Here is a 26,406-nt window from a genome sequence, read left to right as displayed (position 1 = left end):
CCCTTTTCACATTGACGTCATCGCCTTTATACCTCGGCCCACATCCTCAGCAGGTTGTGATAATGCGCCGTCAGCCCTACCGTGATCTCCGACTCCCCATGCTGCGCCCGCAGCTTCTGGATCTGGGTATCGAGATCGAACAGCATCCCGCGCTTGCCGTCGTCGCGCACCATGCTCTGGGTCCAAAGAAAAGAAGCCACCCGCTCGCCGCTCGTGACCGGCCGCACCTGGTGCACGCTGCCCGACGAATACACGATCGCGTCGCCCGCCGCCAGCTTGACCTCGTGGGTGCCGTACAGGTCGACCACTTCCAGTTCGCCGCCCTCGTATTCGTCCGGCTCGCTCAGGAACACGGTGGTCGAGACGTCGGCCCGCACCGGTGCCCCACCGCCACGCTGGGCGCGGATGGCGCCATCGACGTGGAGACCGTAGTGCTCGCCACCGCTATATGCATTGAAATATGGCGCCAGCACCCGCAGCGGCAAGGCGCTGGAAAAGAACGTCGGATTCGCCATCAGGGCCGCGCTCACGATCTGGCCCAGCTCGACGGCGAGCGGCGTGCCCTCGCCCAGCTGGCGATTGCGCTTGACCTTTGCCCCTTGTGGGCCGACGCTCTCGCGGCCATCGAGCCATTCCGGGGCGCCGGCCATGCGGGCGCGGATATGGGCTACCTGGTCCGGCGTCAGCACGCCGGGAATATGCAGCATCATGTCGTTCTTCTTGCTGTAGAGCCAACAAAAAAATCCCTCCTGACAGAGTCAGGAGGGCAGAATCCGGTTGCCCGGCGGGGGTGGTACTCCGTGAGAAACATCCGTCAGTGCTTTCCCGGTCACCAACGGCTACTGCAACACAAGCTGGAAACACAGCTCGAACACTCCAATCGCTCTTCCCAAACATGTTTGAATGAGAATTATTCTCATTATGTACCCTGTTCGCGCATTGTGCAAGCGTTTGCGTGCGCGGCGATCATCTGGCTTTGGTCCTCCCCTCGTGACACCCATTGTTCATGGCCTGTAGCCGAATCAACTACAATACCGGGGATATGGGTTTATCATCACCCCTCGGACTTTCGAAACATTCACTGACAAGAGACCCACCAGCGCCATGCGTCGTCCTTCCAAAGATTCAACTCCAAAACTTTCCGCAGAAAGCCAGCGCCTCGTCAGCCTCTCGCAAGCCCTCATGCAAGCTGCCAGCCGTGCTGAAGAACGTGCGTGGGAACACCAACTCGACACGTGCCTGCAAAAGCTGCTCAAGACCAATCATCAGGACAGCATCGACGCCGCCCTGAATGCCCTGTTCAAGGATGACCTGGCCTCGTACGACGTGCTGATGGATACGGTCGAAGCGGTCAGCGAATCGGCCACCATGGTCGAGCAGGCCGATGGCGGCGACGTCACCTGGCAGGCCCTGCTGGTCGCGGCGCCGATCCTGGCCTGGACCCGCTTTTCGATCGCCACCGGCACCATCCCCAACGACCTGCTGTCGACCCTGGGCGCCCACTTCTCGGCCCACCTGCTGGCCGACGGCACCAAGATGGCGATCGCGCCCACCCTGTATTCGCTCGACCAGCTGCCGCGCACCCACGCCGAAACCGCGGCGCTGACGCAAAAGCTGGCTGCCGCAGCCCACAAGGGCGGCACCATCAAGCCGGCCCAGCACTTGGACGAAACCGCGCCCTTCCTGGCCGATACCCGCTACCTCTTGATCGCGATCGTCGCCCGGGCCGGCGAGCCGCTGTTCCGCTGGCAAGAGCCGCAGCACCATCTGCGTTTCGCCGACGAGCGCAACCGCAGCCTCGAGCAGTGGCGCGCCCAGGCCACCGCGAATATCGCGCGCCTGCTGCCGGGCTGCGGCATCGAGCTGCTGCTGCCGGAAGCCTATTATGTGGCCTGCCGCGAAGCCGACAAGCTGATCCGCCCGATCTCGATCCGCGCCGCCGTGCACTACCTGACCAATACGCTGGGCGTGGAAGCGTCCGATCTGCGCGCCGTGATCGCGGGATTCGGCGAAGAGTCGCCGGACATCCAGATCGACGAATACCGCGTCTCGTTCACCATGCGCCAGAGCGCCGACGTGGTGTATGGCATCGTCTGGCCGCTGTATGGCCAGGAAGACGAGGACGGCACGCCGATGGAAGGTCCGTTGGCGGCCAGCGCCACGCCGCTGTCCCCGATCAACGAGATCGCGGCCCACCTCAACGACGCCGGCGTCGCCCACATCAAGCGCATCAACGAGCGCTACGTGGCCGAGTATTGCGACGACTGCGGCTCGCCGCTGTTCGCCGATCCGACCGGCGAGCTGGTGCATGCCGAGATGCCGGAAGATGCGCCGGCTGGGACCGAGCACTTCCACTGATGTCGTTCACGCTCCCGCCGCGGCGGGAGCGTCACCCCTTCCCTGATACACCCTCCGGCGTGATGAACTGCCGCGCCAGCCCCTGTACCTCGAAACGTTCGACGACGAAGTCGATGAAGACCCGCGTCTTGGCCGGCAACAGCCTGCGGCTCGCGAAATACAGGCAGAGCGCCCGCCCCGCCACGAACCAGCCCGGCAAGACATCGACCAGCGCCCCGCTGCGCAGGAATGCTTGCGCGTGCGGCAACGGCAGCACCGCGATCCCGATACCGGCCAGCGCCGCCTGCGCCATCGCTTCCGGATCGTCGCACACCATCGCCGTGCGCAGGTCGACAGGCGCCTGCCGCCCGTCGTCATGGCGCAGGGTCCAGCTCAGCAAGCGGCCGCTGCCCACGGCGCGGCGGGCGATGCCGTCGTGCCTTGCCAGGTCATCCGGATCGAGCGGTCGACCGCACCGCTCGAGATAGGCCGGACTGGCCACGACGATGCTGCGCACGGTCGTCAGTTCGCGCGCCACCATCCCCTCGTTCAACTCGACGCCGCCGCCGATCGCCACGTCGAAACCTTCCTTGACCAGATCGACCTGGCGGTTCTCGAAATGCAGGTCGGGAACGATGGCCGGAAAGCGTTGCAGGAATTCCTCCAGCATCGGCACGAAATACGTCCTTCCGACCAGCGGCGCCATGCTGATCTTCAGGGTGCCGCCCGGCTGGCCGGCGCCCTGGCGCGTGGCCAGGGTCGCCTCCTCGATCCGGCGCCAGGGCTCGGCCACTTCATGCAGATAGCGTTCGCCCTCGGCCGTGAGCCGCAACTGGCGCGTGGTGCGCTGGAACAGGCGCACGCCCAGGTGCTGCTCGAGGCGGGCGACATTCTTGCTAACCGCGGCCGGACTCAGGCCCAGGCGACGCGCGGCGGGCGAGAAGCCGCGTTCCTCGGCGCTGTAGATGAAGGAGACGAGATGACTGATCGATTCCGGCATGGCGGTGTCTGGATGGTAGCGATCCGTGGATTTTATACCTGGAGTTGAAAGTCATACGACATCTAGCTGGCTAGTTTCAACTCCTGGTCGGCAGCATACTGCCGACTCGTCCAATCATTCACAGGGAGTCCATCATGAACAAGGCATTCGAAGGCAAGGTTGCAGTCGTCACCGGCGGTTCGCGCGGCATTGGCGCCGCCATCGCGAAGAGACTCGCGCAACAAGGCGCGCACGTGGCGCTGACCTACCAGCAATCGGCCGGTGCCGCCGAGACGCTGGTGGCGGAGATCCAGGCTTCAGGCGGCAGCGCCGAGGCGATCCGCAGCGATGCGGCCGATCCGGCGGCGATCGACGCCGCCATCGCCCGCGTCGCGCAACAACATGGCCGCATCGACATTCTGGTGAACAATGCCGGCGTCGCCGTGTTCGGCCCGATCGACGACTTTACGCTGGAAGATTTCGACAAGACGGTCAACATCAACGTGCGCGCCGTCTTCGCCGGCGTGAAGGCGGTGCTGCCGCATATGAAGGAAGGCGGACGCATCGTCAACATCAGCAGCACCAATGCGCTGCGCATGCCGATGGTGGGCGGGTCGGTGTATGCGATGAGCAAGTCGGCGCTGAGCGGCCTGACGCAGGGACTGGCGCGCGAACTGGGGCCGCGCGGCATCACGATCAATAATGTGCTGCCCGGCCCGGTCGACACCGACATGAACCCGGAAAAAACCGAGTTCGGCGCCGGCCTGCACGACTATATGGCGATCAAGCGCCACGGCCGCCCCGAAGAGATCGCAGCCATGGTCGCCTACCTGGCCGGACCGGAAGCCGCCTACGTCACCGGCGCCGACCTGTTGATCGACGGCGGCTTTGCGGCCTGAGCCCGGCCTGCGCTGTTACGCCATCGGATCGATGGTGAAGGCCGGCATGCGCTCGCCGTTCTTCGCGGTCTCGAGGAATTTATCGGCAGTGAGCAGCGCTTCGTGGATGGTGACGTCCATGTCCAGGTAGCGGTAGGTGCCCAGGCGGCCGACGAAGGTGACGTTGTCTTCGTTTTTCGCCTTGTTGACGTACAGCTCCAGCTGCGCCTTCTCGCGCGTCTGGCGGATCGGATAATAGGGGACGTCTTTTTCTTCGCACTGGCGGCTGTACTCGGCGTAGCAGATGGTCTTCTCGTGCTTTTCCCACGGCGAGAAGTGCTTGTGCTCGGTGATGCGGGTGTATTTCTTGTCGTCGTCGCAGTAGTTGATGACGGCATTGCCCTGGTAGTCGCCGTCGGCGCGGAAGGTTTCGAAGTCCAGCGTGCGGTAAGGCAGGCGGCCCTCTTCGTGCTTGAACCAGGCGTCGATCGGGCCGCTGTAGAACACGTGGGCGTAATTGCCTTTGTCGGCCGGATCGAAGGCCGTGCTCAGGTGCACGGTCACACCCGGCACGTCGATGATGCTCTGGACCAGTGCCGTGTAGCCGTCGGCGGGCATGCCCTGGTATTTATGGTTGAAGTAATTGTCGTCGTAATTGAAACGCACCGGCAGGCGCTTGAGGATGCTGGCTGGCAGCTCGCTCGGGTGCAGGCCCCACTGCTTGATCGTATAGGTCTTGAAGAAGGCTTCGTACAGTTCGCGGCCGACGAAGCGCAGCGCCTGCTCTTCGAAGGTGGTCGGGTTCTCGATCGACTTGTCGCCCAGGCTCTGCAGGAATTCCTGCGCCTCGGCCGGGCCCATGGTCTTGTTGAAGAACTGGTTGATGGTCAACAGGTTGATCGGCAGGGTGAACACCTTGCCGCCGGTGATGGCCTTGACGCGATTGACGTAAGGCTTGAACTCGGCATAGCGGTTGACGAATTCCCAGGCACGCTCGTTATCGGTGTGGAAGATGTGCGGGCCGTAGACGTGGACCATGACGCCGGTCTCGGCATCGCGTTCCGAGTAGCAGTTGCCGGCGATGTGGGGACGCGATTCGAACACGTCGACGGTATAGCCGGCCTGCGCCAGCTGGTTTGCGATCACGGCCCCGGAGAATCCAGCGCCGACGATGGCGATATTCTTGTTCATTCTTGTGTGTCCTGGTGGTGTTGGCAATGCCGGAGCGTATGCCTGACCTTGACCCGACCGGGGTTACTTCAAGAATAAATTGTCGGGTCAATTGTGGACACACAACACCGCATCGCGGGAAGAATTAATGATAAAAATATATCATTCAAATCCCGTTTTGCTCCGCACAATTGGAGCGGCCCGCGCTGCAGTTATTAAATGTGTTATTTACGGATTGCGGCGATCACGCGTGTGGCGAACTCGGCTGCGTTGCCGGCATGCCAGCGCCAGACGATCACCAAGTCATGCTCGGGCGAAACGACGATGTCATTGCTGCCCGCCCCCAGCGCCGCGAAGGCGGTGGCCGGCATGCCCGGCAGGTTCTTGCCCTTGGTGTTGAGCCACCACAGATAGCCATAATCCGGGCCGTGGGCGCTCGGGGTGAGCGCTTCCTTCACGTAGGACGCCGGCAGGATCTGCTTGCCGCCCCAGTTGCCCTCGTTCAGCCACAGATAGCCGAAGCGCGCCATGTCCCAGCTGTCGATCCACATACCGCCGCCCCAGCGCGTGCCGCCGCTAACCGATGGCACCTGCTTGCCGTTCACTTCGACATAGCTGTTATGGTAAGGAACCCATTTCCAGGTCGAGGAGGCGCCGATCGGATCCATGATCTGCTGCTGGAACACGTCCGGCACCGACTGGCCGAACACGCGCAGCAGCGACAGCGCGAAGCGGTTGACGCGGGTGTCGTTGTACTCGTAGAAGCTGCCCGGCGCCTTGATCGAGCGCGGCTTCTTCTCGCCCTTGCCGAAACTCTCCTTGCCGATAAAATTGCTGTGCTTGCCCCACAGCTCGCCTTCCCACTCGGACTCCTGCTGCAGGTGCTGCTTCCAGGTGACGGGGGCATTGTGCGGCGCAGCATAGCCGCCGTCGTTGACCGTCTTCGCCACCGGATCATTCACCTGGATGCGGCCGTCGCGCACCGCCACGCCGGCAACCGTCGCCAGCATGCTCTTGGCCACCGAATAAGTCGGATCGACGAAGCGCGTATCGCCGAACTCGGCCACCACATAGCCCTTGTAGATCACGACGCCATTGGTGTGGGCACGCTTGGTCGGCATCGAACCCAGGCGGGTGCCGAACACGGCTTCCTGGTCGGACAGGTCGAGCGGACGCTCGGTCTCGCGCGACTGCGCGAACTGGATGGCCGCGGCCAGGGCCGCCGGGTCCATGCCCAGCTGGGCCGGGTCCTTGCGGGCCCACTCGCCGGCCGGAGGGAAATAAGCCGCATTGTCGGCGGCGAATGCGCCGGTGGCCGGCAATGCCAGGCCCAGTGCGGTGGTGAGGGAAATTACGAGCAGGCTGCGGCGCGAAACAGTCATCATCGTTCGGTATCGGTCCAGGTGGAATAGGGAGAGCGGATCAGGTTGGAGTTGTAATAGCGCTTGTCGCCGGTGACTTCCTTGCCGATCCAGTCCGGCTTGTCGAAAACGGCGTCTTCGGCCGGCAGCTCGATCTCGGCCACCACCAGGCCCGCGTTCTCGCCCACGAACTCGTCGACTTCCCAGGTGAAGCCCGCGTGCTCGATGCGGCGCCGGTATTTTTCGACCAGCGGCCGCTCGCACAGGCGGTCGAGCAGTTCGGCCGCGTCTTCGAGCGGGATCGGATATTCCCACTCGCCGCGCGCCGCGCCTTCGCTCTTGCTCTTGATGGTAAGGAAGCCTTGGTCGCCGTAGATGCGCGCCCGCACGGTGCGCAGCGGGTCCGAGCTCAGGTAACCCTGGCGCACCAGCACGGGCGAGCCCAGCGTGCGCCAGGCATCGTTCGCGAGCAGAAACTTGCGTTCGATTTCAACGCCCATCGATCAGCCCAGCGCCTGAAGGATCGGCTGCAGCATCGCCGCGCCCAGGCCGGCGCTGCGCGCACCGTTCCAGCCGACGTGCGGGTCGGGCAGGTTGGCATTGTCCTTGAACGGCATCTCGAGCGTCAGCGACAGGCACTTATAGTGGTGGCCGACGTACTTCGAGGCCAGGGTCAACAGCTCGTCGTTGTACTTGCTGGCGGCGTAGCCGTATTCCTTCTGGAAGTCCGGGCTGCACGAGATATAGCGGTCGATGAAGCTGCTCTGCTCCAGCGCGCGCTCGGCGGTGAAGTCTTCGAGCATCTCGCAGCCGGCCACGAAGTTGTAGGGCAGCGCCTCGTCGCCGTGGATGTCGAAGAACATGTCGATGCCGACTTCTTCGATCTTGCTTTTGACGCACAGGACTTCCGGGCTGCGCTCGAGCGAGGGGTTCATCCACTCGCGATTCAGGTTGGCGCCGGCGGCATTGGTGCGCAGGTTGCCGCGCACCGAACCGTCCGGGTTCATGTTCGGCACGATGTAGAACACGGCGCGCTGCAGCAGCTTGCGCGCGACCGGGTTGGCGTTGTCGAGCAGCGCATCCATCATGCCTTCGACGAACCACTCGGCCATCGATTCGCCCGGGTGCTGGCGCGCGATGACCCAGATTTTTTTCTCGGCCTGCGGATTGCCGATCACCACCAGGTTCATGTCGCGGCCATCGACCGTGCTGCCGATGTCGTGCACGCGCGCGATCGGGTTCTCGGCCACTTCGCCCAGCAGGCGCAGGTGGCGTTCCCAGGTGTAGGGCTCGAAATAGGCGTAGTAGACGCTGTCCAGTTCCGGTGTGTGCTCGATCGTCATCACCTGGCCGTCGAAGCTGGTGGGGACGCGGAACCAGTTCTCGGTATCGTAGCTCGCCACCGCCTGGTAGCCCTCGAAGCCCTTCGGATAGGTGGCCTGGCCGGCGTTCAGGAAGCGCATCGTGACTGCCTGGCCACGCGCGCCTTGCAGACGGAAGTGGAACCACTGGTGGATGTCGGCGTGCGAATCCTTGCGCAGGTTCAGGTCGATCTGTTTGACGTTGTCGGCGCGGACGACGTCGATCGAGCCGGAGTCGAACATCGTGCTGATCTTGATGGGCATCGTGGGATCCTTTCATGGCCCGTCGCAGTGGACGGTGTGCAAATATCGGGGCGTCGGGCGCCTGCCCGACGTGGCCCGGCCATGATACCGGATCGGCCACGCCGACCGCTGATGCCGGGCCGGGGCAGAAGCGCGTGTTTACTGCGCGTCGAGGTCGATCAGGTCCTTGGTGTACATGGCCATGATCTGGCGCATCAGTTCGACGTTGCTGCGGTCGAGGACGACGGTCAGCTCGGGCTTGCGATCAAGCACGAAGTGCATGCGGATCGCGCCTGGCAGTTCCTTGCAGTTCACGTATTGCGCGCGCGGTATGTAGGGACTTTCCCAATCGGCCTGGGTGATGCCAGGACCGGCAGGCGGCGCCTTCAGTTGCGGATCGCGGTTGACCGGCAAGTGCTTGAGCAGCCAGAACACGATCGAGGCCGGGATTTGGATGCACAGGTCGCTCGCGCCCTGGCTGGAAAACTTGGTGAGCAACAGGTTGCCGACCCGGTCGCAGGACATGGACAGGCTCTTGACTTGACGAATGACCGCTGGTTTCACGACGTTGATCCTTGGGGGAAGGTTGAAAAAGGCGCAGCGATTCTACCGCATCCGATTCGCGTTTTGTGTGTATTAAAGGCAAAACCAAAGCAAAACGGGAAGCTCGTGGCTCCCCGTTCCTCGCCTGCCGCCGGCATCGGCCGGTCGGTTGATTACTCTTTCTTACTCTTTCGAGCCGCCGCTGCGGTTGCCGCCCTGGGCGCTCTGGCGGTTGCCGCTCTTGCTCGAGGTGCGCGATGCCGTGCCGGCGCTGGCGCTGGCCGACTGGCGGTTACCGTGGCTCAAGCTGCCGGCGCGGCGTGCTTCTTCCGACGTGAATTCGTGGGCGGTGCCCTTGGCGTGCGCAGCCTTGCCGCCCTGGCTGGCGATTTCGCGCTGGCGCGCTGGATCCATCGAGGCGAAGCCGCGATTGCGGGTACCGCTGGCGGTGCTCTGGCTATTGCCTTGGTTGCCCGATTGCTTGTTACCTTGGTTGCTTGAGGCCATGATGACGTTCTCCCTTATACACTTGTGGAAACCGCCGCGTCCTGCGGCAGGCTTGAGACCGATCGCCGCCGGCTGGCGAACGATGAGTCGAAGCCCATCTTAGGCAGGCATCTCCGATGCGGCTATAGGAGCATTTCAGATGACTTTGTAGGACTTCGCGCGACAAATAATGCATCTACGAAAAATTACTTCCAGTCGTCAACAAACTCGTCAGGACCAGTCCTACACCGTTCCCCTACCTCTTCCTATTCTGTGTGCGGCGCGCGAGCCGCATCATGGCTGTATGCGGCAGGAATTCGACCTGCCTGTCTACAGCACAGGAGACCGTCATGGACACCAACAAGCAAGACAAGCACACGCTCCCCGGCAACCAGGCCGACTACGGCGCCAATGAAAAAGGCACGCCAGGTTCCAAGGGCATCACGCGCGATGGCCCGCTCGACCACACCTACCCCAACGCGGCCAGCCGCCAGCAGGGCAGTTCTACGATCGACGACTCGGGCGGCAGCCTGGCCCGCGGCGGCTCGATGCAGGGCCAGCAGTCCGGCGGCAGCGGCACCACCCAGGGCGTCACCGACAGCCACGATCGCCAGATGCAGATGCATTCCGATGCCTGGGGCAAGCTCGAGCAGCCGGTCGGCAACCGCCAGCGCGACACCGGCGTCTCGGTGAGAGGCGACGTCCTCAACCGCCAGGGCAAGACCCAGACCGGCGACACGCTCAATCCGCAGGATCCGGCGCATCCGCAGCTGCATGGCGCCGAACCGGGCCGCGACGGCCGCGTGCCGGGCACCGTGGCGCCGGAGCCGATCGGCACCGAGGCCGGCGTGCCGGGCGTGCAGCACGGCGACATCTACGGCAACCGCCAGGGCGCCGACGACAACCGCGCCGACACCCAGGACGCCAGCGCCAGCCGGGTCCAGCAACAGGTCGACCGCGAAGCCGCGCAGGGCGCCGCGCCGCGCGACAAAGGCAGCGACGACGTCCACAAGTCGAACAACGTGTCCGGCGGCCTGCCGCGCAGCCCCGGCAACTCGGGTCCGCGCACCGAGGGCGAAGGCTACCAGGTAGGCGGCAGCATGCATGCCGAGCCGAATCCGGTGCACCAGTCGAACGACGCCGCCGGCGGCTACCCGCGCAGCCCGGGCGGCGCCAACAAGTTGGCGGGCGACCGCAAGATGGACGACGACACCGGTTTCTCGCGAGGCTGAGCACGCTCTTTCTTCGCATGACAAGCGGCCCCATCGAGGGCCGCTGTTTTTTTCCAGCATCCGCGTTGATCCATCTCCAAACCGTACCGGACTGGAGGAACCGGGCCATGCGCAGGGCACTCGAACCGCTCGACATCGCCACCACCACGCCGTGGCGCAAGACCAGCGGAGAAACCGAGGAGACCTCGCATGCCTGCACCGGACGACGCCCCCAACACTGCCCTCCCCACGGTTTCCGTGGTGTTGCCGGCCTGCGGCCGCATGGACCTGCTCGACCGCAGCCTGGACGCCCTGATGCGCCAGAACGTCGATCCGCGCAGCGTCGAAGTCATCGTCGTGGACGACGAACCCAACCACAACACGCTGCACCTCGTGGCTGGCTGGCGTACCCGCACGCTCGAGCGCGGGCCGCGCCTGGCCTATGTCGCCAACACCGGGCCGCGCGGTCCCGGCGCCGCGCGCAATCGCGGCTGGCGGGCGGCGCGCGCCGACGTCATCGCCTTCACCAGCGACGACGCCGTGCCCAGCCCCGACTGGCTGGCCCAGGGCCTGGCCGCCTTCGACGGCGGCGCCGCCGTCGTCTGCGGCCGCATCGAGACGCCGGTGCCGGCCCGCCCCACCGACCGCCAGCGCAGCGCGCATGCGCACGAACTCGCCGATTTCACCAGCGCCAACTGCTTCGTCCACAAGCCGGTGCTAGAACGGCTCGACGGCTTCGACGAGCGCTTCAGCGTCCAGCGCGGCAGCGACGCCGACCTGCACTTCCGCCTGCTCGAACAGAATATCCGCATCGTGCGCGCGCCGCAGGCGCTGGCGGTGCACCCGGTGCGGCCGGCGCCATGGGGCGCGAGCCTGCTGCAGATCCGCCATGCCGTGTTCGACGCGCTGCTGTACAAGAAGCACCCGACGCTGTACCGCGAACGCATCGAGGCCGGTCCCTGCTGGGACCACTACGCCATCGTCGCCGCCCTGCTGCTGGCCTTGCCCTGTTGGGCGCTGGGCGTGCGCTGGCTGGCCCTGGCCGCCACCCTGGTCTGGCTGGCCCTCACGGTGCGCCTGTGCGTGCGCAGGCTGGAAGGCACGGCCCACAGCGCCTCGCACGTGGCCGAGATGGCGATCACCTCGGTCCTGCTGCCGCCACTTTCGGTGTTCTGGCGCCTGGCCGGCGCGGTGCGTTACCGCGTGCGCTTCGCGTGAGCACGCAATCCGATGAAAGCCATCTTCCTTGACCAGGAAGGCACGCTGGTCGACGACATACCGTTCAATGCCGAGCCGCGCCGCATTCACCTGGTGAGCGGGGCCGGCGCGGCGCTACGGCTGCTGGCCGAGCTCGACTATCGCTTGTTGGTGGTCTGCAACCAGTCCGGCATCGCGCACGGCTGTTTCACCGAAGCGGCGATGGGCCCGGTGTCCGACCGCCTGGGCGACCTGCTGTTTCGCGAACAGCTTGTCCTCGCAGGCTATTACTACTGCCCGCACCATCCGCTCGGCACCGTCAGCGAGTATGCCTACGCCTGCGCCTGCCGCAAGCCCTCGCCAGGCATGCTGCTGCGCGCGGCGCACGAGCATGCCATCGACCTGCGCGCGTCCTGGATGATCGGCGACATCCTGCACGACGTCGAGGCCGGCAACCGCGCCGGCTGCCGCACCCTGTTGATCGACAACGGCAGCGAGACCGAATGGCGCCTGGGTCCGCGCCGCCTGCCCACGCGCATCGCGCCGGACCTGTACAGCGCGGCCCTGCTGATCGCCGAACACGGCGAGCGCGAGGACGTGCGGCCGCAGGCGGGTGCGCGTCCTCTGGGGTAAAGCCCGAGCCGACACTGTTTGCCGGAACCTTGACGATCGCGGTCAGCCCCGCCGGATCTCGATGATTGGCGCCGACGCCGACGTTGGCACCGGCACGCTTGCCTTCGACGCCTGCTCACGCAGCTCGGCGCGCGCCTGCCGTATCACTTCGCGCGCTGCCGATAGGCCCAGGCACGCCATGATGCTCGCCACCACGATATCGGGCCATCCGGCGCGGGTGCCGAACACGCCGAGCGCCGCCAGCATCACGGCCAGGTTGCCGATCATGTCGTTGCGGGTGCACAGCCACACCGAGCGCATATTGGCGTCGCCGTTGCGAAACGCGTACAGCATCGCCGCCACCGCGCCATTGGCGGCCAGCGCCAGCAGGCTGACGGCGCCCATGGTCTGGGCATGCGGCAGGTGGCCGTCCAGGCCAAGCCACAGCGCCCGCGCCAGCACCAGCACGCCGAATACTCCCATCACGACACCCTTGGCATAGGCCGCGCGCGAACGCCACACCACGGCCATGCCCAGCACGAACAGCGACACCCCGTAATTGGCGGCGTCGCCGAGAAAGTCGACCGAGTCGGCCAGCAGCGACACCGAGCCGGCGGCCAGGCTGCTGGCCATCTCGACGCCGAACATGGCGAAATTGATGATGAGCGCCGCCCACAGCACCTTGCGGTAACGCCCGTCGGGCGGTGGTGTGGACGAACTGCAGGATCCGGAACAACAGGCAGACATGGTTCACCTCCAATGACGATATCTGCATTAGAATCCCTGTAGTTACTACAAGGTCAAGCGAGGATTTGCATGCTGATGCGCATTGGTGAACTGGCGAAACTGACGGGCTGCCAGTCCGAGACGGTTCGTTTCTACGAGCAGAAGGGATTGCTGCCGCCACCGGTCAGGTCGCAGGCGAATTACCGGATGTACGATGCCAGCCACGCCGAGCGACTGCATTTCATCCGCCGCTGCCGCTCGCTGGGCATGTCGCTGGGCGAAGTGGAAACCCTGCTCGGCTACCAGGACCAGCCGGAACGTTCCTGCAGCGGCGTCAACGCGCTGGTCGACCACCAGTTGTCCGAGATCGACCGCCAGATTCTCGAACTGAAGGCGCTGCGCACGGAACTGTCGACCCTGCGTGCGCGCTGCGATTCGACGCGGCCCGCCGGCCAGTGCGCCATCCTGCGCGAGCTGACCGAACACGCCTGAACCTCGGCCGCAGGCCCTCGATTACATCCTGGGATCGTCGATCACCGCGCGCTCGTCGAGCGCCGCCTGATCATCGCCACGAAGCTGCTCGCCCATCAGCACGCGGTGGATCACGGCGCCATGCACGCCATGCTGCTTCATGAATTCGACGGCGCTGCGGGTGCCCAGGCTGGCCTGGATGAGGATGCCCTGGCGCACCACGTGGGTCGCGCCTGCATAGGGATTGGCAAGGCTATTGTCAGCCATGTCATTCGGTGCCGCGCCGCGGCGATCGATCTGAGAAATTTGCATCTGTTTCCTTTCGTCGGGCCTCGACAGCCCATCGTGCAGCGCCGTGCCCGCCTGGGAGGCGCACAAAAAAAATCCGCCGACCGTGAAGCCGACGGAAAAACGCAGTATCCGGTTGAGGGATCACGCGGAGAGACACAGGAGCAATCTTAGCGGCCAATGGTTTCAACTTGATGACAGCGTAAGATTTCCACAAATGCCACCGGCAATCGCCCCGCCTGCCCGCAACGCTTGGCAATTACGCTCTACAATTGCCCATCATTTATTCATCCAGGAAGGTCAATGGCGCAGATGGCGGCTCCCGGCTTCAGTTACGGCTCCGACGATTCGGGCCTGGTATGGGGATTTCTATTCAGCCGCGACGCGACCGCGACGCCGATCGGCGTGCACGAGGCGCTGGCCTGGATGCGCGCCCCGCAACCGGAACAGTTCATCTGGCTGCACTTCAACCTGTCGAACACCGCCAGCGAGCGCTGGCTGCGCAGCCACGCCATGCTGGCCGACGAGTTCTACGAGACCTTGCACCAGGGTTCGCGCTCGACCCGCCTCGAACTGGCCGACAATGCCCTGATCGCCGTCGTCAACGACGTGCTGCACGGCTTTTCGCTCGACAGCGCCGAGATTTCGACCTTGTGGGTCCACGTCACGCCGCAGGTCGCGATCAGCGCGCGCCGGAAACCCCTGGCCTCGATCGAGCGCCTGCGCCAGGACGTGCGCCAGGGCACCCTGCTGCGCTCGTCGAGCGAACTCTTGATCCACCTGCTGCGCGACCAGGCCGACGTGCTGGTGAACATCGTGCGCGAGGCGGTGGCGCGGGTCGATACTATCGAAGACCGGCTGCTGGCCGGCCGCCTGACGCGCCAGCGCGAAGACCTCGGCACGCTGCGCCGGGTGCTCGTGCGCCTGCAGCGCCTGCTGGCGCCGGAACCGGCCGCCCTGTTCCGCCTGCTGCAGCGCCCGCCGTCCTGGGTCGATGGCGACGACCGCCAGGACCTGCGCCAGGCGACCGAGGAATTCACGGTGGTGCTGAGCGACCTGGCCGCGCTGCAGGAACGCATCAAATTGCTGCAGGAAGAACTCGCCGCCCGCGTCAACGAGGACAATGCCCGCAGCCTGTACCTGTTGACGATCGTGACCGTGATGGCACTGCCGATCAACCTGATCGCCGGCCTGCTCGGCATGAACGTCGGCGGCATCCCGCTGGCCGACGAGAGTCACGGTTTCTGGATCGCGCTGGGCCTGGTTGCGGCTTTTACCACGGTGGCCGGCTGGCTGCTGTTGCGGCTGCAGCGCCAGCGCTGAATAAGGAGCGATTTACACGCCTTGGGTACCCATCCTAGGGTATAGCTTACAAAGCGACCGGCCTGGATTACCATGCAGTCGCCAGCACGCCATCCGACCAGCCCAGCCGAGCCGAGAACCGCCATGAATGACAGCACGCCCGAGTCCCTGCCCGAACCGTCCGTCATCGATCCGCGCTACCTGATCGACCTGAAGACACGCGGCCACCAGGTCTATCCGGTCCTCGGCGAGGACGAACTCAAGCGCATTCGCCGTTTCGCGACCGGGCGCGCCTGGCGCGACGGCGACTATGTGTTCCGGGCCCTGGTCGATTCGCCCGGCATGGTGGTCGTGCTGTCCGGCCAGCTGCGCTGCAGCCGCAGCAATGCGCTCGGCCAGCGGGTCGAAGTGCACCAGTTCGAACCCGGCCAGTTCACCGGCGAAGTGTCGCAGCTGTCGGGCCGCCCGCCGCTGGTCGACGGCGTGGCGGTCGGCCACCTGGAAGCGCTGGTGCTCGATCCCGAGGCGCTGCGTGCGCTGCTGATGGCCGAGGCGGTGCTGGGCGAGCGCGTGATGCGCGCCTTCATGCTGCGCCGTGCGCGCCTGATCGGCGAACAGCCGACCGGACCGATCCTGATCGGACCTCCCGGCCACCCGCGCCTGTTCGAGCTCGAAAGCTTTTTGTCGCGCAATGCGCAACCCTATACCCGGCGCGACCCGGCCTCCGATCCGGAGGCCGCCCAGCTGGTGCGCGAGCACTGGCGCCAGGAGCACGACTGGCCGCTGGTCGCGATGCCCGACGGCTTCGTGATCAAGAACCCGAGCCTGCTCGAGATGGGCCGCTTCCTGGGCACCATGCCGCGCATCACGCGCGAGATGGTGTACGACGTGCTGGTGGTCGGCGCCGGCCCGGCCGGCCTGGCCACGGCGGTGTATGCGGCCTCGGAAGGCCTGTCGGTGATGGTGCTGGAACAGCGCGCCTATGGCGGCCAGGCCGGCGCCAGCGCGCGCATCGAGAACTTCTTCGGCTTCCCCACCGGCATCTCGGGCCACGCCCTGGTCAGCCGCGCTTTCGTGCAGGCGAGCAAGTTCGGCGCCGAGGTCGCGATCCCGGCGCCGGCCATGCGCCTGCTGTGCCGCGAGCGCCCGCTGCGCGTGGAGCTGGACGACGGCAGCTGCGCGCGGGCGCGCAGCGTGGTGCTGGCGGCCGGCGCGCGCTACCGCAAGCCCGAGCTGGACGACCTGGCCCGCTTCGAGGGCCGCGGCGTCTACTACTGGGCCTCGCCGGTCGAAGCGAAAGTATGCCGCCAGCAGACGGTGGTGCTGGTGGGCGGCGGCAACTCTGCCGGCCAGGCCGCCGTCTACCTGGCCGCCCACGCCCACACGGTGCACCTGATGGTGCGCTCAAGCGGTCTCGAGGCCAGTATGTCGAGCTACCTGATCGAGCGCATCGCTGCGACCGCGAACATCGTGCTGCACACCCGGCTCGAACTGGCCTCGCTCGAGGGAGACGACGCCGGCCTGGAGCGCGTGCATTGCCGCAGCCGCAGCGGCGGCCCGCCGGTCGTGTTCGATAGCCACCACCTGTTCCTGTTCATCGGCGCCGATCCCAACAGCGACTGGCTGCTCGAGTGCGGCGTGGAACTGGACCGCAAAGGCTTCGTGCTGACCGGCTACGAGGCCACGGGGCGGCATGGCGGACGCGATCTCGAGACCAGCGTGCCGGGCGTATTCGCCGTGGGCGACCTGCGCGCCGGCTCGACCAAGCGCGTCGCGGCGGCGGCCGGCGAAGGCGCGGCCGTGGTGGCGCAAGTGCACCGCTTCCTCGCCGAACAGCAGCAAGAGTCCAGCGCTGGCGCCGACTGAGTAAGTATTGCCTTGCAACATTGCAGTTGCCAAGTGGGCAAGCACCCCGTATCGTGGGCAGCTACTCACACCACCGATTGACGATGTTGCACACGAACCACAGCTTCCTGGCCGGCGGCGGCGAGATGGGCGCCCTCATGCGCGCCTACGATTGGCGGCACAGCCCGCTCGGCTCGCCCGATGGCTGGCCCTCGACCCTGAAGACCGTACTGCGGGTGCTGCTGTCGAGCAATCACCCGATGTTCATCTGGTGGGGCGACGACCTGATCCAGTTCTACAACGACGGCTACCGCCAGACCCTGGGCCCGGAGCGCCATCCGGTCGCCCTCGGCCAGCCCGGCCGTCCGTGCTGGGAAGAAGCCTGGGACCTGATCGGACCGGACATCGAGCGCGTGATGCGTGAAGGCGCCAGCGCCTGGTACGAGGACCGGCTGGTCCCGCTGACCCGCAACGGCCGCCGCGAAGACGTGTGGTGGACCTACGGCTACAGCCCGATCGAGGACGGGGCCGGCATCCGCGGCGTGCTGGTGATCTGCAATGACGTCACCGAAGACCACCTGCTCCGGCAGCGCCTGCAGCAGACCAATCACGCGCTGATCGAGACCATGGACGACGGCTTTTGCCTGGTCGAGCTGATCGACGACGCCGACGGGCGCGCGGTCGACTACCGCTTCATCGAGGCGAACCGCGCTTTCGCCCGCCACACCGGGCTGGTGGACAGCGTGGGCCAGACCGCGCGCCAGCTGGTGCCGAATCTCGAGCAGGGCTGGGTCGACACCTACGACGGGATCGCGCGCAGCGGGGTGGCGCGCCGCTTCGAGGAAGGGTCGGAAGCGATGGGGCGCTGGTTCAATGTCTACGCCAGTCCGATCGACCATCCGGACAAGCGCCGCGTGGCCCTGCTGTTCACCGACATCACCGACAAGAAGAACGCCGAGCGCGCCCTGCAAGCCAGCGAAACGGCGGCGCGCGCCGCGGCCAGCCAGGCCGAAGCCGACCGCCGCCGCTTCGACGCCCTGCTCAGCTCGGCGCCGGTCGGGATCGTCTATGTCGACGAGCATGGCGCACTGTCGGCCGTCAACCGCATGAACCGCCAGTTGTGGGGCGAGCACCCGATGTCCACCAGCCAGGACCAGTACGCCGAGTGGCGCGGCTGGTGGGCCGACGGCTCCGAGCGCCATGGCCGCCAGATACGGCCGGAAGAATGGGCGCTGGCGCGCGCGCTGCGCGGCGAGCAGGTGGAGGCCGACGTCGTCGAGATCCAGCCTTTCGGCCGGCCGCACGAGCGCCGCACCCTGCTCACCCGCGCCACCGCGATCCGCGCAGAAGATGGCGCCATCACCGGCGCGGTGGCGGCCTCGATGGACCTCACGGACCAGGTCGACACGCAGCGCGCGCTGCGCGAGAGCGAGGAAAAATTCCGCACCATCACCGATGCGATGCCGCAGATGGTCTGGTCGAGCCGGGCCGACGGCCAGAACGACTATACGAACCGGCGCTGGAGCGATTTCACGGGCCTGTCGAACGGGGATCCGGCCGGCTGGACCGCCGCCATCCACCCCGACGACCTGCAGGCACTGCTGGCACTGTGGACCGACAGCCTGGCAAGCGGCGCGCTGTTCGAGATCGAGCACCGGCTGCGCCACCATGGCGGCGAATATCGCTGGGTGCTGAACCGCGCGCTGCCGGTGCGCGACGAGGCCGGCGCCATTATCCGCTGGATGGGCACGGTCACCGACATGCACGACCAGAAGCTGGCGGCCGAGGAACTGAAGGCGGCAAACGCGCGCAAGGACGAGTTCCTGGCCATGCTGGCCCACGAGCTGCGCAACCCGCTGGCGCCGATCAGCACCGCGGCCCAGATGCTCAAGCTGTCCGGCGCCGATCCGAAGCGCATCGCCCATGCCAGCGACGTCATCGGGCGCCAGGTGCGGCACATGGTCGAGCTGGTGGACGACCTGCTCGACGTTTCGCGCGTCACGCGCGGCCTGGTCGAGCTGGAATGCGAACCGGTCGACCTCAAGTCGGTGATCCACAACGCCATCGAACAGGCGCGCCCGCTGATCGAAAAAAAGGGCCACACCCTGTCGACCCGTCTGGGCGCGGCCAACGTCACCGTCACGGGCGATCGCAAGCGGCTGGTGCAGGTGATAGCCAACCTGATCAACAATGCGGCCAAGTACACACCGGACGGCGGCGAGATCACGGTCTGCGCCGATCCGCTGCCCGAGTCCGGCCAGGTGAAGCTGAGCGTCAAGGACACCGGCATCGGCATCGATGCCGCGCTGCTGCCCGATGTGTTCGAATTGTTCACCCAGGCCAAGCGTACGCCCGACCGCGCCCAGGGAGGCCTTGGATTGGGCCTGGCGCTGGTGCGCAGCATGGTCAACCTGTATGGCGGGACGGTCGAGGCGCATAGCGACGGGCCGGGACGGGGCAGCTGCTTCAGTGTGGTGTTGCCGCTTGGCGTGAACAGCACCGATAACGATGCAAGGCAGCGCGAGGCCGACGCAACGCTGGCTGCGCATTCGACGCTGCGCATCATGATCGTCGACGATAACCGCGATGCAGCGGAATCGCTCGGCATCGTGCTGTCGGCGGTTGGACATGCGGTGCAGGTAGAGGATTCATCGATGGCGGCGATCGCGCGGGCACAGGCGGAATCGTTTGACGTCTGCCTGCTCGACATCGGCTTGCCCGATCTGGATGGCTACCAGCTGGTGCGAAGGCTGGGCAAACTGCCGTCCATGCGCGGGACGGTCATGATCGCGCTGAGCGGCTACGGCCAACCGCAAGACATTGCTGCCTCGCGGCGCGCCGGTTTTGCCACGCATCTGGTCAAGCCTGTCGACATCGCGCATCTGCTGGCTGTACTGGATCGGCTGGTGGAGGAAGCGCGCCAATAAAATCCAGTTTACAAGCCCATAAAATCCACTATACTGGATTTTATGGACATCAATCAACTCATCGCCCAACGCCTGCGGGAGTTACGCGACGCGCAGGGGCTGTCGCTTGCCACGCTTGCCGAACGCAGCGGTGTCAGCCGTTCCAATATCTCCCTGATCGAGCGTGGCGAGAGCAGCGCGACCGCTACCGTGCTCGATCGGCTGACCGCAGCCCTGGGCATCACGCTTGCGGCACTGTTCGACTCGCCGGCAGCAGAGCCGACGCCGCTGCGACGCACCGAAGACCAGTTGACCTGGACAGACCCGGTATCTGGCTATGTGCGCCGCAACCTTTCTCCTGCCGTCGATTCCACGCTCCACCTTGTAGAAGTTCATTTCCCGCCGGGACAGCGTGTCGCCTATGACACCGCGGCGCGCGACGTCGACGTCCACCAGCAAGTGTGGATCGTCGAAGGCAGCATGGAGATCACCGTTGGCGACACCTGCTGGACCCTCATGGCCGGCGATTGCCTGGCCATGCTGCTCGATCGGCCAATCGCCTTCCATAACCCGACCGGCAAGCCGGCGCGATACCTGGTGGCGCTTGGTACGCCACTTCGTCCAAGGAGAGCCTGATGAAAACCGATGTGAGACTGCGCTCGCTCAGTGCGCAAGAAGCGACGGCATGCAGCCAACAATTGACGCAGGTCTTACTTGATTGTGTCGAGGGCGGCGCATCGGTCAGCTTCATGCTGCCGATGGGAGAGGACAAGGCGCTGCAGTTCTGGCGCGGCGTGGCAGACAGCGTCGGGCGCGGTGAACGCACGCTCATCGTGGCCGAGGATGCGCAAGGCATTGCCGGCACCGTGCAACTGATCACCGACATGCCCGACAACCAGCCGCACCGGGCCGACGTCGCCAAATTGCTGGTCGGACGGCGGGCGCGCGGCGCCGGCATCGGACAGCGCCTGATGGAGGCGGTCGAGGAAGCCGCGCGCACGCAGCGCCGGTCGCTGCTGGTGCTCGATACTGCGAATGCCACTGCCGAGCGCTTGTATGAACGCCTTGGGTGGCAGCGCGTCGGCGCCATTCCGGACTATGCCTGTCTTCCAACTGGGGAGTTGTGCGCGACGACGTTCTTCTTTAAACGTCTCGGATAAGGCCATGAAAAAAGCCAGCTCGAAAGCTGGCTCTTTTCACTGGTTCTCTTGGTCGGGGCGAGAGGATTCGAACCTCCGACCCCGTGCACCCCATGCACGTACGCTACCAGGCTGCGCTACGCCCCGACTAGTCAATAATTATATCAGAGCCAGCGAAAAAATCTTGCGCTTTTGCCACACCGTGCAAGATCTTCGCTGGATCGGACTCAAGAGCCCTCACTTCCACTCCCCACGCAGCGCCATCACCTGCTGCTGCAGGTATTCCGGCGTCGCCTGCTCCGGCGCCACCGGCTGGCCGACGGCCAGCGCCAGCTGCGAACGCATGCCGCGCGCGATGCGGCGCCCGAACAGATTGCCCTGGTCGCGAGTGAACCAGCTGCCCCACAGGCCGCGCAGCGCCATTGGGATCACCGGCACCTTGCTGCGCTCCATGACCTTCGAGATCCCGTGGCGGAACTCATTCATCTCGCCGGTCGAAGTCAGGCGCCCTTCCGGGAAGATGCACACCAGCTCGCCGTCATGCAGCGCATGGGCGATGTCCACGAACGCCTTTTCCATCGTCCACGGATCCTCCTTGGCCGGCGCGATCGGGATCGCGTTCACGGCGCGGAAGATCCAGCGCAGGAACGGCGTCTTGAAGATGCGGTGGTCCATCACGAAGCGGATCGGACGCGGGCTGGCGGCATTGATCACGATCGCATCCACATAGCTGACGTGGTTGCACACCAGCACCGCCGGGCCTTCGCTCGGAATCCGCGCCGTGTCGAGGGTGCGCACCCGGTACACGGTGTGGATCAGCAGCCAGGCCAGGAAGCGCATCAGGAATTCCGGCACCAGCGAGAAGATGTACACCGCCACCACCGCATTGAGCAGGGCCGTGGTCAGGAACAGTTCCGGGATGCTGAAGCCCTGCCCCAGCAGCAGGATGGCGACGCCGGCCGAGGCGACCATGAAGATCGCGTTCAGGATGTTCATGCCGGCGATCGTGCGCGACACGTGCTTCTGGTCGCAGCGGGTCTGGATCAGGGCGAACAGCGGCACGATGAAGAAGCCGCCGAACACGCCGATCATCACCAGGTCGCCCAGGATGCGCCACGCGCCCGGCTGGTTCAAGAGGCCCAGCCAGTCCACCGCCGTCGTGCTGGCGATGAAGGCTTCGCTGGCGAAATACAGGTCGATGCCGAACACCGACAGGCCGATCGAGCCGAACGGCACCAGGCCGATTTCCACCTTGTGGCCCGACAGGCGCTCGCACAGCAGCGAGCCGACACCAATGCCGAGCGAAAACACGGTCAACAGCAACACGAACACGCTGTGGTCGCCCATCAGGTAGTCTTTCGAGAACACCGGGAACTGGGCCAACAGCAAGGCGCCATAGAACCAGAACCAGGAATTGCCGAGCATCGACAGGAACACGGTGCGGTTCTGGCGCGAATACGCCAGGTTGCGCCACGATTCGGCGATGAAGTTGCGGCTGATGCGCAGCTCGGGCGCCGGCGCCGGCGATGGCGGGATGCGCCAGGCGGCGGCCAGGCCCAGCACGGCGAAGAGCAAGGTCGCGCCGGCCACCAGCATGATGCCGTTCGGCTTGTAGCCGACCAGGATCGCGCCGGCCACTTCACCCAGCAAGATGCCGACGAAGGTCCCCATCTCCACCACGCCATTGCCGCCGACCAGCTCGTCGGGCTTGAGGTTTTGCGGCAGATACGCGTACTTGACCGGCCCGAACAGCGTCGAATGCATGCCCATGCCGATCACCGCCGCGACCAGCAGCCACAGCGTGTGGGTCATCCAGCCGATGCCGGCCACCAGCATGATCGCGATCTCGGCGACCTTGACGATGCGCGCCAGCTTGGCCTTGTCGAACTTGTCGGCGATCTGGCCCGAGGTGGCCGAGAACAGGACGTAGGGCAGGATGAACAGGCCCGGGATCAGGTTGTTGAGCAGGGAGGGATCGAGCGTGGTCCAGTTGATCGCGTCATAGGTCATGACGACCAGCAGCGCGGTCTTGAACAGATTGTCGTTGAAGGCGCCCAGGAACTGGGTCCAGAAGAACGGGCCGAAACGGCGCTGGGTCAGCAGGGAAAACTGATTCGGTTGGCTCATGCTGGAAAGCTCGGCTGTGAAGGAGTGCGTAATGTACAACGGCAAGCACAGCGGAACAAACGCTGTTTCTCACATTCACGGTTGCGTATTCGCATCTGATACCGCAAGTGTTGCTCTGCAGTACCAGCACTTGAGCGAGCACAAACTCCGCGTTACGGCAAGCGTACGCGCAGAAACTTGCGGCGTGTACCATCGGCGCTTGAAACCGGTCAAATCAGGCTTGATCTGGCACATTGGTGCAATGCAGCGCAGGTAGAATCCGCAGATGACTTCCGCCAACTTCCACATCAGCTACGCCAGCGTCGCCAATGCGCTGTTCGAGCATATCGAGCAGGACCTGCTGCTCCTCACCACCGCCCTCCTCGATGACGACGAGGAATTACCACGCCGTTTCGAGGCGTATCCAGCGACAGCGCTGGCGCACGAAGGCATGCCGCCGCCATAAGACGCGTGCTTGCACCACAAGCGTAAAAACGTCGTTCCCGCGGAGGCGGGAACCCAAGTCAGCATGCTCATCGGCTACGTTTGACGTAGTTTCAGAGCAAGCGCATTGGGTTCCCGCCTCCGCGGGAACGACGTATCGAAGCCAATGGCCAGGTGTAGAGCGTGATCAGCCCAGCGCTTCCAGGCGAATCCGCGTCACCTTGCCGATCACCGCCGGCAAGCCTTCGATCTTGGCGATCGCCGCGTCGATGTTCTTTTCGCGCGTCTGGTGCGTCAGCATGATGATGTCGATGTCGACCCGGTTGCCCGGCTCCTTCTGCAGCACGGCGTCGATCGAGATGCCGGCGTCGGCCAGGATGCGGGTCAGGTCGGCCATCACGCCCAGCTGGTCCTGCACGTGCACGCGCAGGTAGTAGCTGGTGGTGATCTCGGACATCGGCATGATCGCGACGTCGGTCATCTGGTTCGGCTGGAATGCCAGGTGCGGCACGCGGCTGTACGGGTCGGCGGTCAGGAGGCGGGTCACGTCGACCAGGTCGGCGATCACGGCCGATGCGGTCGGCTCCGAACCGGCGCCCTTGCCGTAGTACAGCGTGGCGCCGACCGCGTCGGCCTGCACCAGCACCGCGTTCATCGCGCCTTCGACGTTGGCGATCAGGCGCGCGGCCGGGATCAGGGTCGGGTGCACGCGCAGCTCGACGCCCTCGCCCGACTCGGTATGGGTGCGGCGCGTGATGCCCAGCAGCTTGATGCGGTAGCCAAGCTGCTCGGCGTAGCGGATGTCGGCCGCCTGCAGCTGGCTGATGCCTTCGATATAGGCCTTGTCGAACTGCACCGGGATGCCGAAGGCGATCGCCGACATGATGGTCAGTTTATGGGCCGCATCGACACCTTCGATGTCGAAGGTCGGGTCGGCCTCGGCATAGCCCAGTTCCTGCGCCTGCTTGAGCACGGTTGCAAAATCCAGGCCCTTCTCGCGCATCTCGGTCAGGATGAAGTTGGTGGTGCCGTTGATGATGCCGGCCACCGATTCGATGCGGTTGGCGGTCAGGCCCTCGCGCAGGGCCTTGATGATCGGCACTCCGCCGGCCACGGCTGCCTCGAAGGCCACCATCACGCCTTTTTCTTGCGCGGCGGCGAAGATCTCGTTGCCGTGCAGCGCCAGCAGCGCCTTGTTGGCCGTCACCACGTGCTTGCCGTTGGCGATCGCTTGCAGCACCAGCTCGCGTGGCAGCTCGTAGCCGCCGATCAGCTCGACGACGATGTCGATCTCAGGATTGTTGACCACTGCAAACGGGTCGGCCACGATCTCGACCGTACCGCCGGTCACTTCGCGCGCACGTTCAATATTGCGCGCCGCAATCATCGCAATCTCGATGCCGCGTCCGGCGCGGCGGCGGATGTCTTCCTGGTTGCGTTGAAGGACGTTGAAGGTACCGGCACCTACGGTGCCGATGCCCAGGAGGCCAACTTGAATCGGTTTCATAAAATCTGTTTCTCTTGATGGTCAGGACGCCGGTCCTGTTCAGGCGTGGCGTCGTCGGTAACCGTCGAGGAAGCGCGCGATGCGTCCGCAAGCGTCGGTCAGGTCGTCGGAATTGGGCAGGAACACCAGCCGGAAATGGTCCGGGGCGATCCAGTTGAAGCCGGTGCCTTGCACCAGCAGCACTTTTTCCTCGGACAGCAGTTCGCAGATGAACTGCTGGTCGTCCGTGATCGGATACATCTTCGGATCGAGGCGCGGGAACATGTAGAGCGCGGCTTTTGGCTTGACGCAGGACACACCCGGTATATCGGTAAGCAATTTATGCGCGAGGTCGCGCTGTTTCAGCAGGCGTCCGCCCGGCCCCACCAGGTCGTTGATGCTCTGGTGGCCACCGAGGGCGGTCTGGATGGCGAACTGGCCCGGCGCATTGGCGCACAGGCGCATCGAGGCCAGCATATTCAGTCCCTCGATATAGCCCTTGGCGTGGCGCTTCTCGCCCGAGACCACCATCCAGCCGGCGCGGTAGCCGCAGGAACGGTAGTTCTTCGACAGGCCATTGAGGGTCACGAACAGCACGTCGTCGGCCAGCGAGGCGATCGAGACGTGCTCTGCGCCGTCGTACAGGGTCTTGTCGTAGATCTCGTCGGCGTAGACGATCAACTGGTGCTGGCGCGCCAGCTCGACGATGTCGAGCAGCACTTCGCGCGGATACAGGGCGCCGGTCGGGTTGTTCGGGTTGATGACGACGATCGCGCGCGTGTTCGGCGTGATCTTGCGGCGCATGTCCTCGATGTCGGGCAGCCAGCCGGACTGTTCGTCACACACATAGTGGATCGGCGCGCCGCCGGCCAGGCTCACGGCGGCGGTCCACAGCGGGTAATCGGGCGCCGGCACCAGCACTTCGTCGCCGTTGTTCAGCAGGCCCTGCATCGACATCACGATCAGCTCCGAGGCGCCATTGCCCAGGTAGATGTCGTCCATGCCCACGCCGGCGATGTTCTTCTCTTGCGTGTAATGCATGACGGCCTTGCGCGGCGCGAACATGCCCTTGGAATCGGTATAGCCGGCCGCGCCGTGCATATTGCGGATCATGTCGCTGACGATCTCGTCCGGCGCGTCGAAGCCGAACACGGCCAGGTTGCCGATATTGAGCTTGATGATCTTCTGGCCGTCTTCTTCCATCTGGCGCGCCACGTCCAGTGCCGGACCACGGATTTCGTAGCAGACGTCGTCGAGCTTGTTGGATTTGGCGATCGGTCTCAAAATTTCCCCAGATGTGAGCGTGCTCTGTTGC

General features: G+C 65.1%; 25 protein-coding genes and 1 tRNA gene. 12 read left to right on the top strand and 14 right to left on the bottom strand.

Annotation, left to right across the window (positions count from 1 at the left end; translation table 11 throughout):
- Positions 1-26: 26 nt before the first annotated feature.
- The gene (locus tag SOM28_RS16090; protein ID WP_123069835.1) at positions 27-710 is read right to left on the bottom strand and encodes a Fe2+-dependent dioxygenase; all 684 of its coding nucleotides are present in this window, start codon (positions 708-710) and stop codon (positions 27-29) included.
- A gap of 394 nt (positions 711-1,104) precedes the next feature.
- Between SOM28_RS16090 and SOM28_RS16085 the strand changes: the two genes are divergently transcribed.
- Positions 1,105-2,358 (top strand): DUF2863 family protein, encoded by a 1,254-nt coding sequence (locus SOM28_RS16085; protein WP_123069836.1) that lies wholly within the window; start codon positions 1,105-1,107, stop codon positions 2,356-2,358.
- Between the two features lie 31 nt (positions 2,359-2,389).
- Here the strand turns inward: SOM28_RS16085 and SOM28_RS16080 are convergent, their stop codons facing one another.
- A complete protein-coding gene (locus SOM28_RS16080) occupies positions 2,390-3,337 on the bottom strand; it encodes a LysR family transcriptional regulator (RefSeq protein WP_320468711.1) in 948 nt (315 codons plus the stop codon).
- A 134-nt stretch (positions 3,338-3,471) separates the two neighbouring features.
- On the opposite strand from SOM28_RS16080, the gene SOM28_RS16075 reads away from it, so the two are divergent.
- Entirely contained in the window at positions 3,472-4,215 is a 744-nt protein-coding gene (locus tag SOM28_RS16075; protein WP_320468710.1) for an SDR family oxidoreductase, read from the top strand.
- A gap of 15 nt (positions 4,216-4,230) precedes the next feature.
- Here SOM28_RS16075 and glf read toward each other — a convergent pair whose 3' ends face one another.
- The 6 genes from glf to SOM28_RS16045 all read right to left on the bottom strand — a co-directional run bounded on the left by glf (position 4,231) and on the right by SOM28_RS16045 (position 9,379).
- Positions 4,231-5,385 (bottom strand): UDP-galactopyranose mutase, encoded by a 1,155-nt coding sequence (gene glf, locus SOM28_RS16070; protein WP_123069839.1) that lies wholly within the window; start codon positions 5,383-5,385, stop codon positions 4,231-4,233.
- Positions 5,386-5,588: 203 nt separating this feature from the next.
- Positions 5,589-6,749, bottom strand: a complete 1,161-nt coding sequence (locus SOM28_RS16065) for a serine hydrolase domain-containing protein (protein ID WP_320468709.1) — start codon at positions 6,747-6,749, stop codon at positions 5,589-5,591.
- The gene (locus SOM28_RS16060) at positions 6,746-7,225 is read right to left on the bottom strand and encodes a CYTH domain-containing protein (protein WP_320468708.1); all 480 of its coding nucleotides are present in this window, start codon (positions 7,223-7,225) and stop codon (positions 6,746-6,748) included. The genes SOM28_RS16065 and SOM28_RS16060 overlap by 4 nt, the downstream gene beginning before the upstream one ends.
- A 3-nt stretch (positions 7,226-7,228) precedes the next feature.
- A complete protein-coding gene (locus SOM28_RS16055; RefSeq protein ID WP_123069842.1) occupies positions 7,229-8,350 on the bottom strand; it encodes a M14 family metallopeptidase in 1,122 nt (373 codons plus the stop codon).
- A 138-nt stretch (positions 8,351-8,488) separates the two neighbouring features.
- The gene (locus SOM28_RS16050; protein WP_320468707.1) at positions 8,489-8,893 is read right to left on the bottom strand and encodes a hypothetical protein; all 405 of its coding nucleotides are present in this window, start codon (positions 8,891-8,893) and stop codon (positions 8,489-8,491) included.
- A gap of 162 nt (positions 8,894-9,055) precedes the next feature.
- Positions 9,056-9,379 (bottom strand): KGG domain-containing protein, encoded by a 324-nt coding sequence (locus SOM28_RS16045; RefSeq protein ID WP_320468706.1) that lies wholly within the window; start codon positions 9,377-9,379, stop codon positions 9,056-9,058.
- Between the two features lie 329 nt (positions 9,380-9,708).
- Between SOM28_RS16045 and SOM28_RS16040 the strand changes: the two genes are divergently transcribed.
- From SOM28_RS16040 to SOM28_RS16030, 3 genes are all read left to right on the top strand, one after another.
- On the top strand, positions 9,709-10,590 hold the full coding sequence (locus tag SOM28_RS16040) for a hypothetical protein (protein WP_320468705.1): 882 nt from the start codon (positions 9,709-9,711) through the stop codon (positions 10,588-10,590).
- 189 nt (positions 10,591-10,779) lie between these two features.
- Complete coding sequence (locus SOM28_RS16035) at positions 10,780-11,787, top strand: glycosyltransferase family 2 protein (protein ID WP_320468704.1); 1,008 nt, start codon at positions 10,780-10,782, stop codon at positions 11,785-11,787.
- Between the two features lie 12 nt (positions 11,788-11,799).
- On the top strand, positions 11,800-12,399 hold the full coding sequence (locus SOM28_RS16030; protein WP_320468703.1) for a D-glycero-alpha-D-manno-heptose-1,7-bisphosphate 7-phosphatase: 600 nt from the start codon (positions 11,800-11,802) through the stop codon (positions 12,397-12,399).
- 42 nt (positions 12,400-12,441) lie between these two features.
- On the opposite strand, the gene SOM28_RS16025 is transcribed toward SOM28_RS16030, so the two are convergent.
- Positions 12,442-13,125 (bottom strand): cation efflux transmembrane domain-containing protein, encoded by a 684-nt coding sequence (locus SOM28_RS16025; protein WP_320468702.1) that lies wholly within the window; start codon positions 13,123-13,125, stop codon positions 12,442-12,444.
- A gap of 69 nt (positions 13,126-13,194) precedes the next feature.
- Here SOM28_RS16025 and cadR point away from each other — a divergent pair, with 69 nt between their 5' ends.
- On the top strand, positions 13,195-13,596 hold the full coding sequence (gene cadR, locus SOM28_RS16020; protein WP_229446334.1) for a Cd(II)/Pb(II)-responsive transcriptional regulator: 402 nt from the start codon (positions 13,195-13,197) through the stop codon (positions 13,594-13,596).
- Positions 13,597-13,617: 21 nt separating this feature from the next.
- On the opposite strand, the gene SOM28_RS16015 is transcribed toward cadR, so the two are convergent.
- A complete protein-coding gene (locus SOM28_RS16015; protein WP_123069860.1) occupies positions 13,618-13,842 on the bottom strand; it encodes a hypothetical protein in 225 nt (74 codons plus the stop codon).
- A 324-nt stretch (positions 13,843-14,166) separates the two neighbouring features.
- Between SOM28_RS16015 and SOM28_RS16010 the strand changes: the two genes are divergently transcribed.
- From SOM28_RS16010 to SOM28_RS15990, 5 genes are all read left to right on the top strand, one after another.
- Positions 14,167-15,186: a transporter gene (locus SOM28_RS16010; protein WP_123069850.1), complete on the top strand. Its 1,020-nt coding sequence runs from the start codon at positions 14,167-14,169 to the stop codon at positions 15,184-15,186.
- Between the two features lie 123 nt (positions 15,187-15,309).
- Positions 15,310-17,031 carry an FAD-dependent oxidoreductase gene (locus SOM28_RS16005; protein WP_320468701.1) on the top strand — a complete coding sequence of 574 codons (1,722 nt, stop codon included), beginning with the start codon at positions 15,310-15,312 and terminating at the stop codon, positions 17,029-17,031.
- Between the two features lie 83 nt (positions 17,032-17,114).
- Complete coding sequence (locus SOM28_RS16000; protein WP_320468700.1) at positions 17,115-19,937, top strand: hybrid sensor histidine kinase/response regulator; 2,823 nt, start codon at positions 17,115-17,117, stop codon at positions 19,935-19,937.
- 42 nt (positions 19,938-19,979) lie between these two features.
- Positions 19,980-20,552 carry a helix-turn-helix domain-containing protein gene (locus tag SOM28_RS15995; RefSeq protein WP_320468699.1) on the top strand — a complete coding sequence of 191 codons (573 nt, stop codon included), beginning with the start codon at positions 19,980-19,982 and terminating at the stop codon, positions 20,550-20,552.
- Positions 20,552-21,076, top strand: coding sequence for a GNAT family N-acetyltransferase (locus tag SOM28_RS15990; protein ID WP_320468698.1), 525 nt, complete (start codon positions 20,552-20,554; stop codon positions 21,074-21,076). Before SOM28_RS15995 ends, SOM28_RS15990 begins: the two co-directional genes overlap by 1 nt.
- A 49-nt stretch (positions 21,077-21,125) precedes the next feature.
- Here SOM28_RS15990 and SOM28_RS15985 read toward each other — a convergent pair.
- Both SOM28_RS15985 and SOM28_RS15980 read right to left on the bottom strand, forming a co-directional pair.
- Positions 21,126-21,202, bottom strand: a tRNA-Pro gene (locus tag SOM28_RS15985).
- Between the two features lie 90 nt (positions 21,203-21,292).
- Positions 21,293-23,182 carry an MFS transporter gene (locus tag SOM28_RS15980; RefSeq protein WP_123069857.1) on the bottom strand — a complete coding sequence of 630 codons (1,890 nt, stop codon included), beginning with the start codon at positions 23,180-23,182 and terminating at the stop codon, positions 21,293-21,295.
- A 265-nt stretch (positions 23,183-23,447) separates the two neighbouring features.
- On the opposite strand from SOM28_RS15980, the gene SOM28_RS15975 reads away from it, so the two are divergent.
- Positions 23,448-23,627 (top strand): hypothetical protein, encoded by a 180-nt coding sequence (locus tag SOM28_RS15975; protein WP_123069858.1) that lies wholly within the window; start codon positions 23,448-23,450, stop codon positions 23,625-23,627.
- Between the two features lie 165 nt (positions 23,628-23,792).
- Here the strand turns inward: SOM28_RS15975 and SOM28_RS15970 are convergent, their stop codons facing one another.
- The gene (locus tag SOM28_RS15970; protein WP_123070719.1) at positions 23,793-25,112 is read right to left on the bottom strand and encodes a homoserine dehydrogenase; all 1,320 of its coding nucleotides are present in this window, start codon (positions 25,110-25,112) and stop codon (positions 23,793-23,795) included.
- Between the two features lie 39 nt (positions 25,113-25,151).
- Positions 25,152-26,375 (bottom strand): pyridoxal phosphate-dependent aminotransferase, encoded by a 1,224-nt coding sequence (locus SOM28_RS15965; protein WP_123070720.1) that lies wholly within the window; start codon positions 26,373-26,375, stop codon positions 25,152-25,154.
- Positions 26,376-26,406 lie beyond the last annotated feature (31 nt).

Source organism: Massilia sp. CFBP9026, from assembly GCF_034045165.1.
In the GTDB taxonomy this organism is placed as follows: Bacteria; Pseudomonadota; Gammaproteobacteria; order Burkholderiales; family Burkholderiaceae_D; genus Telluria; species Telluria arenae.
Note: the sequence above shows the minus strand (reverse complement) of the source record. Positions and strands in the feature narration are given on the sequence as shown.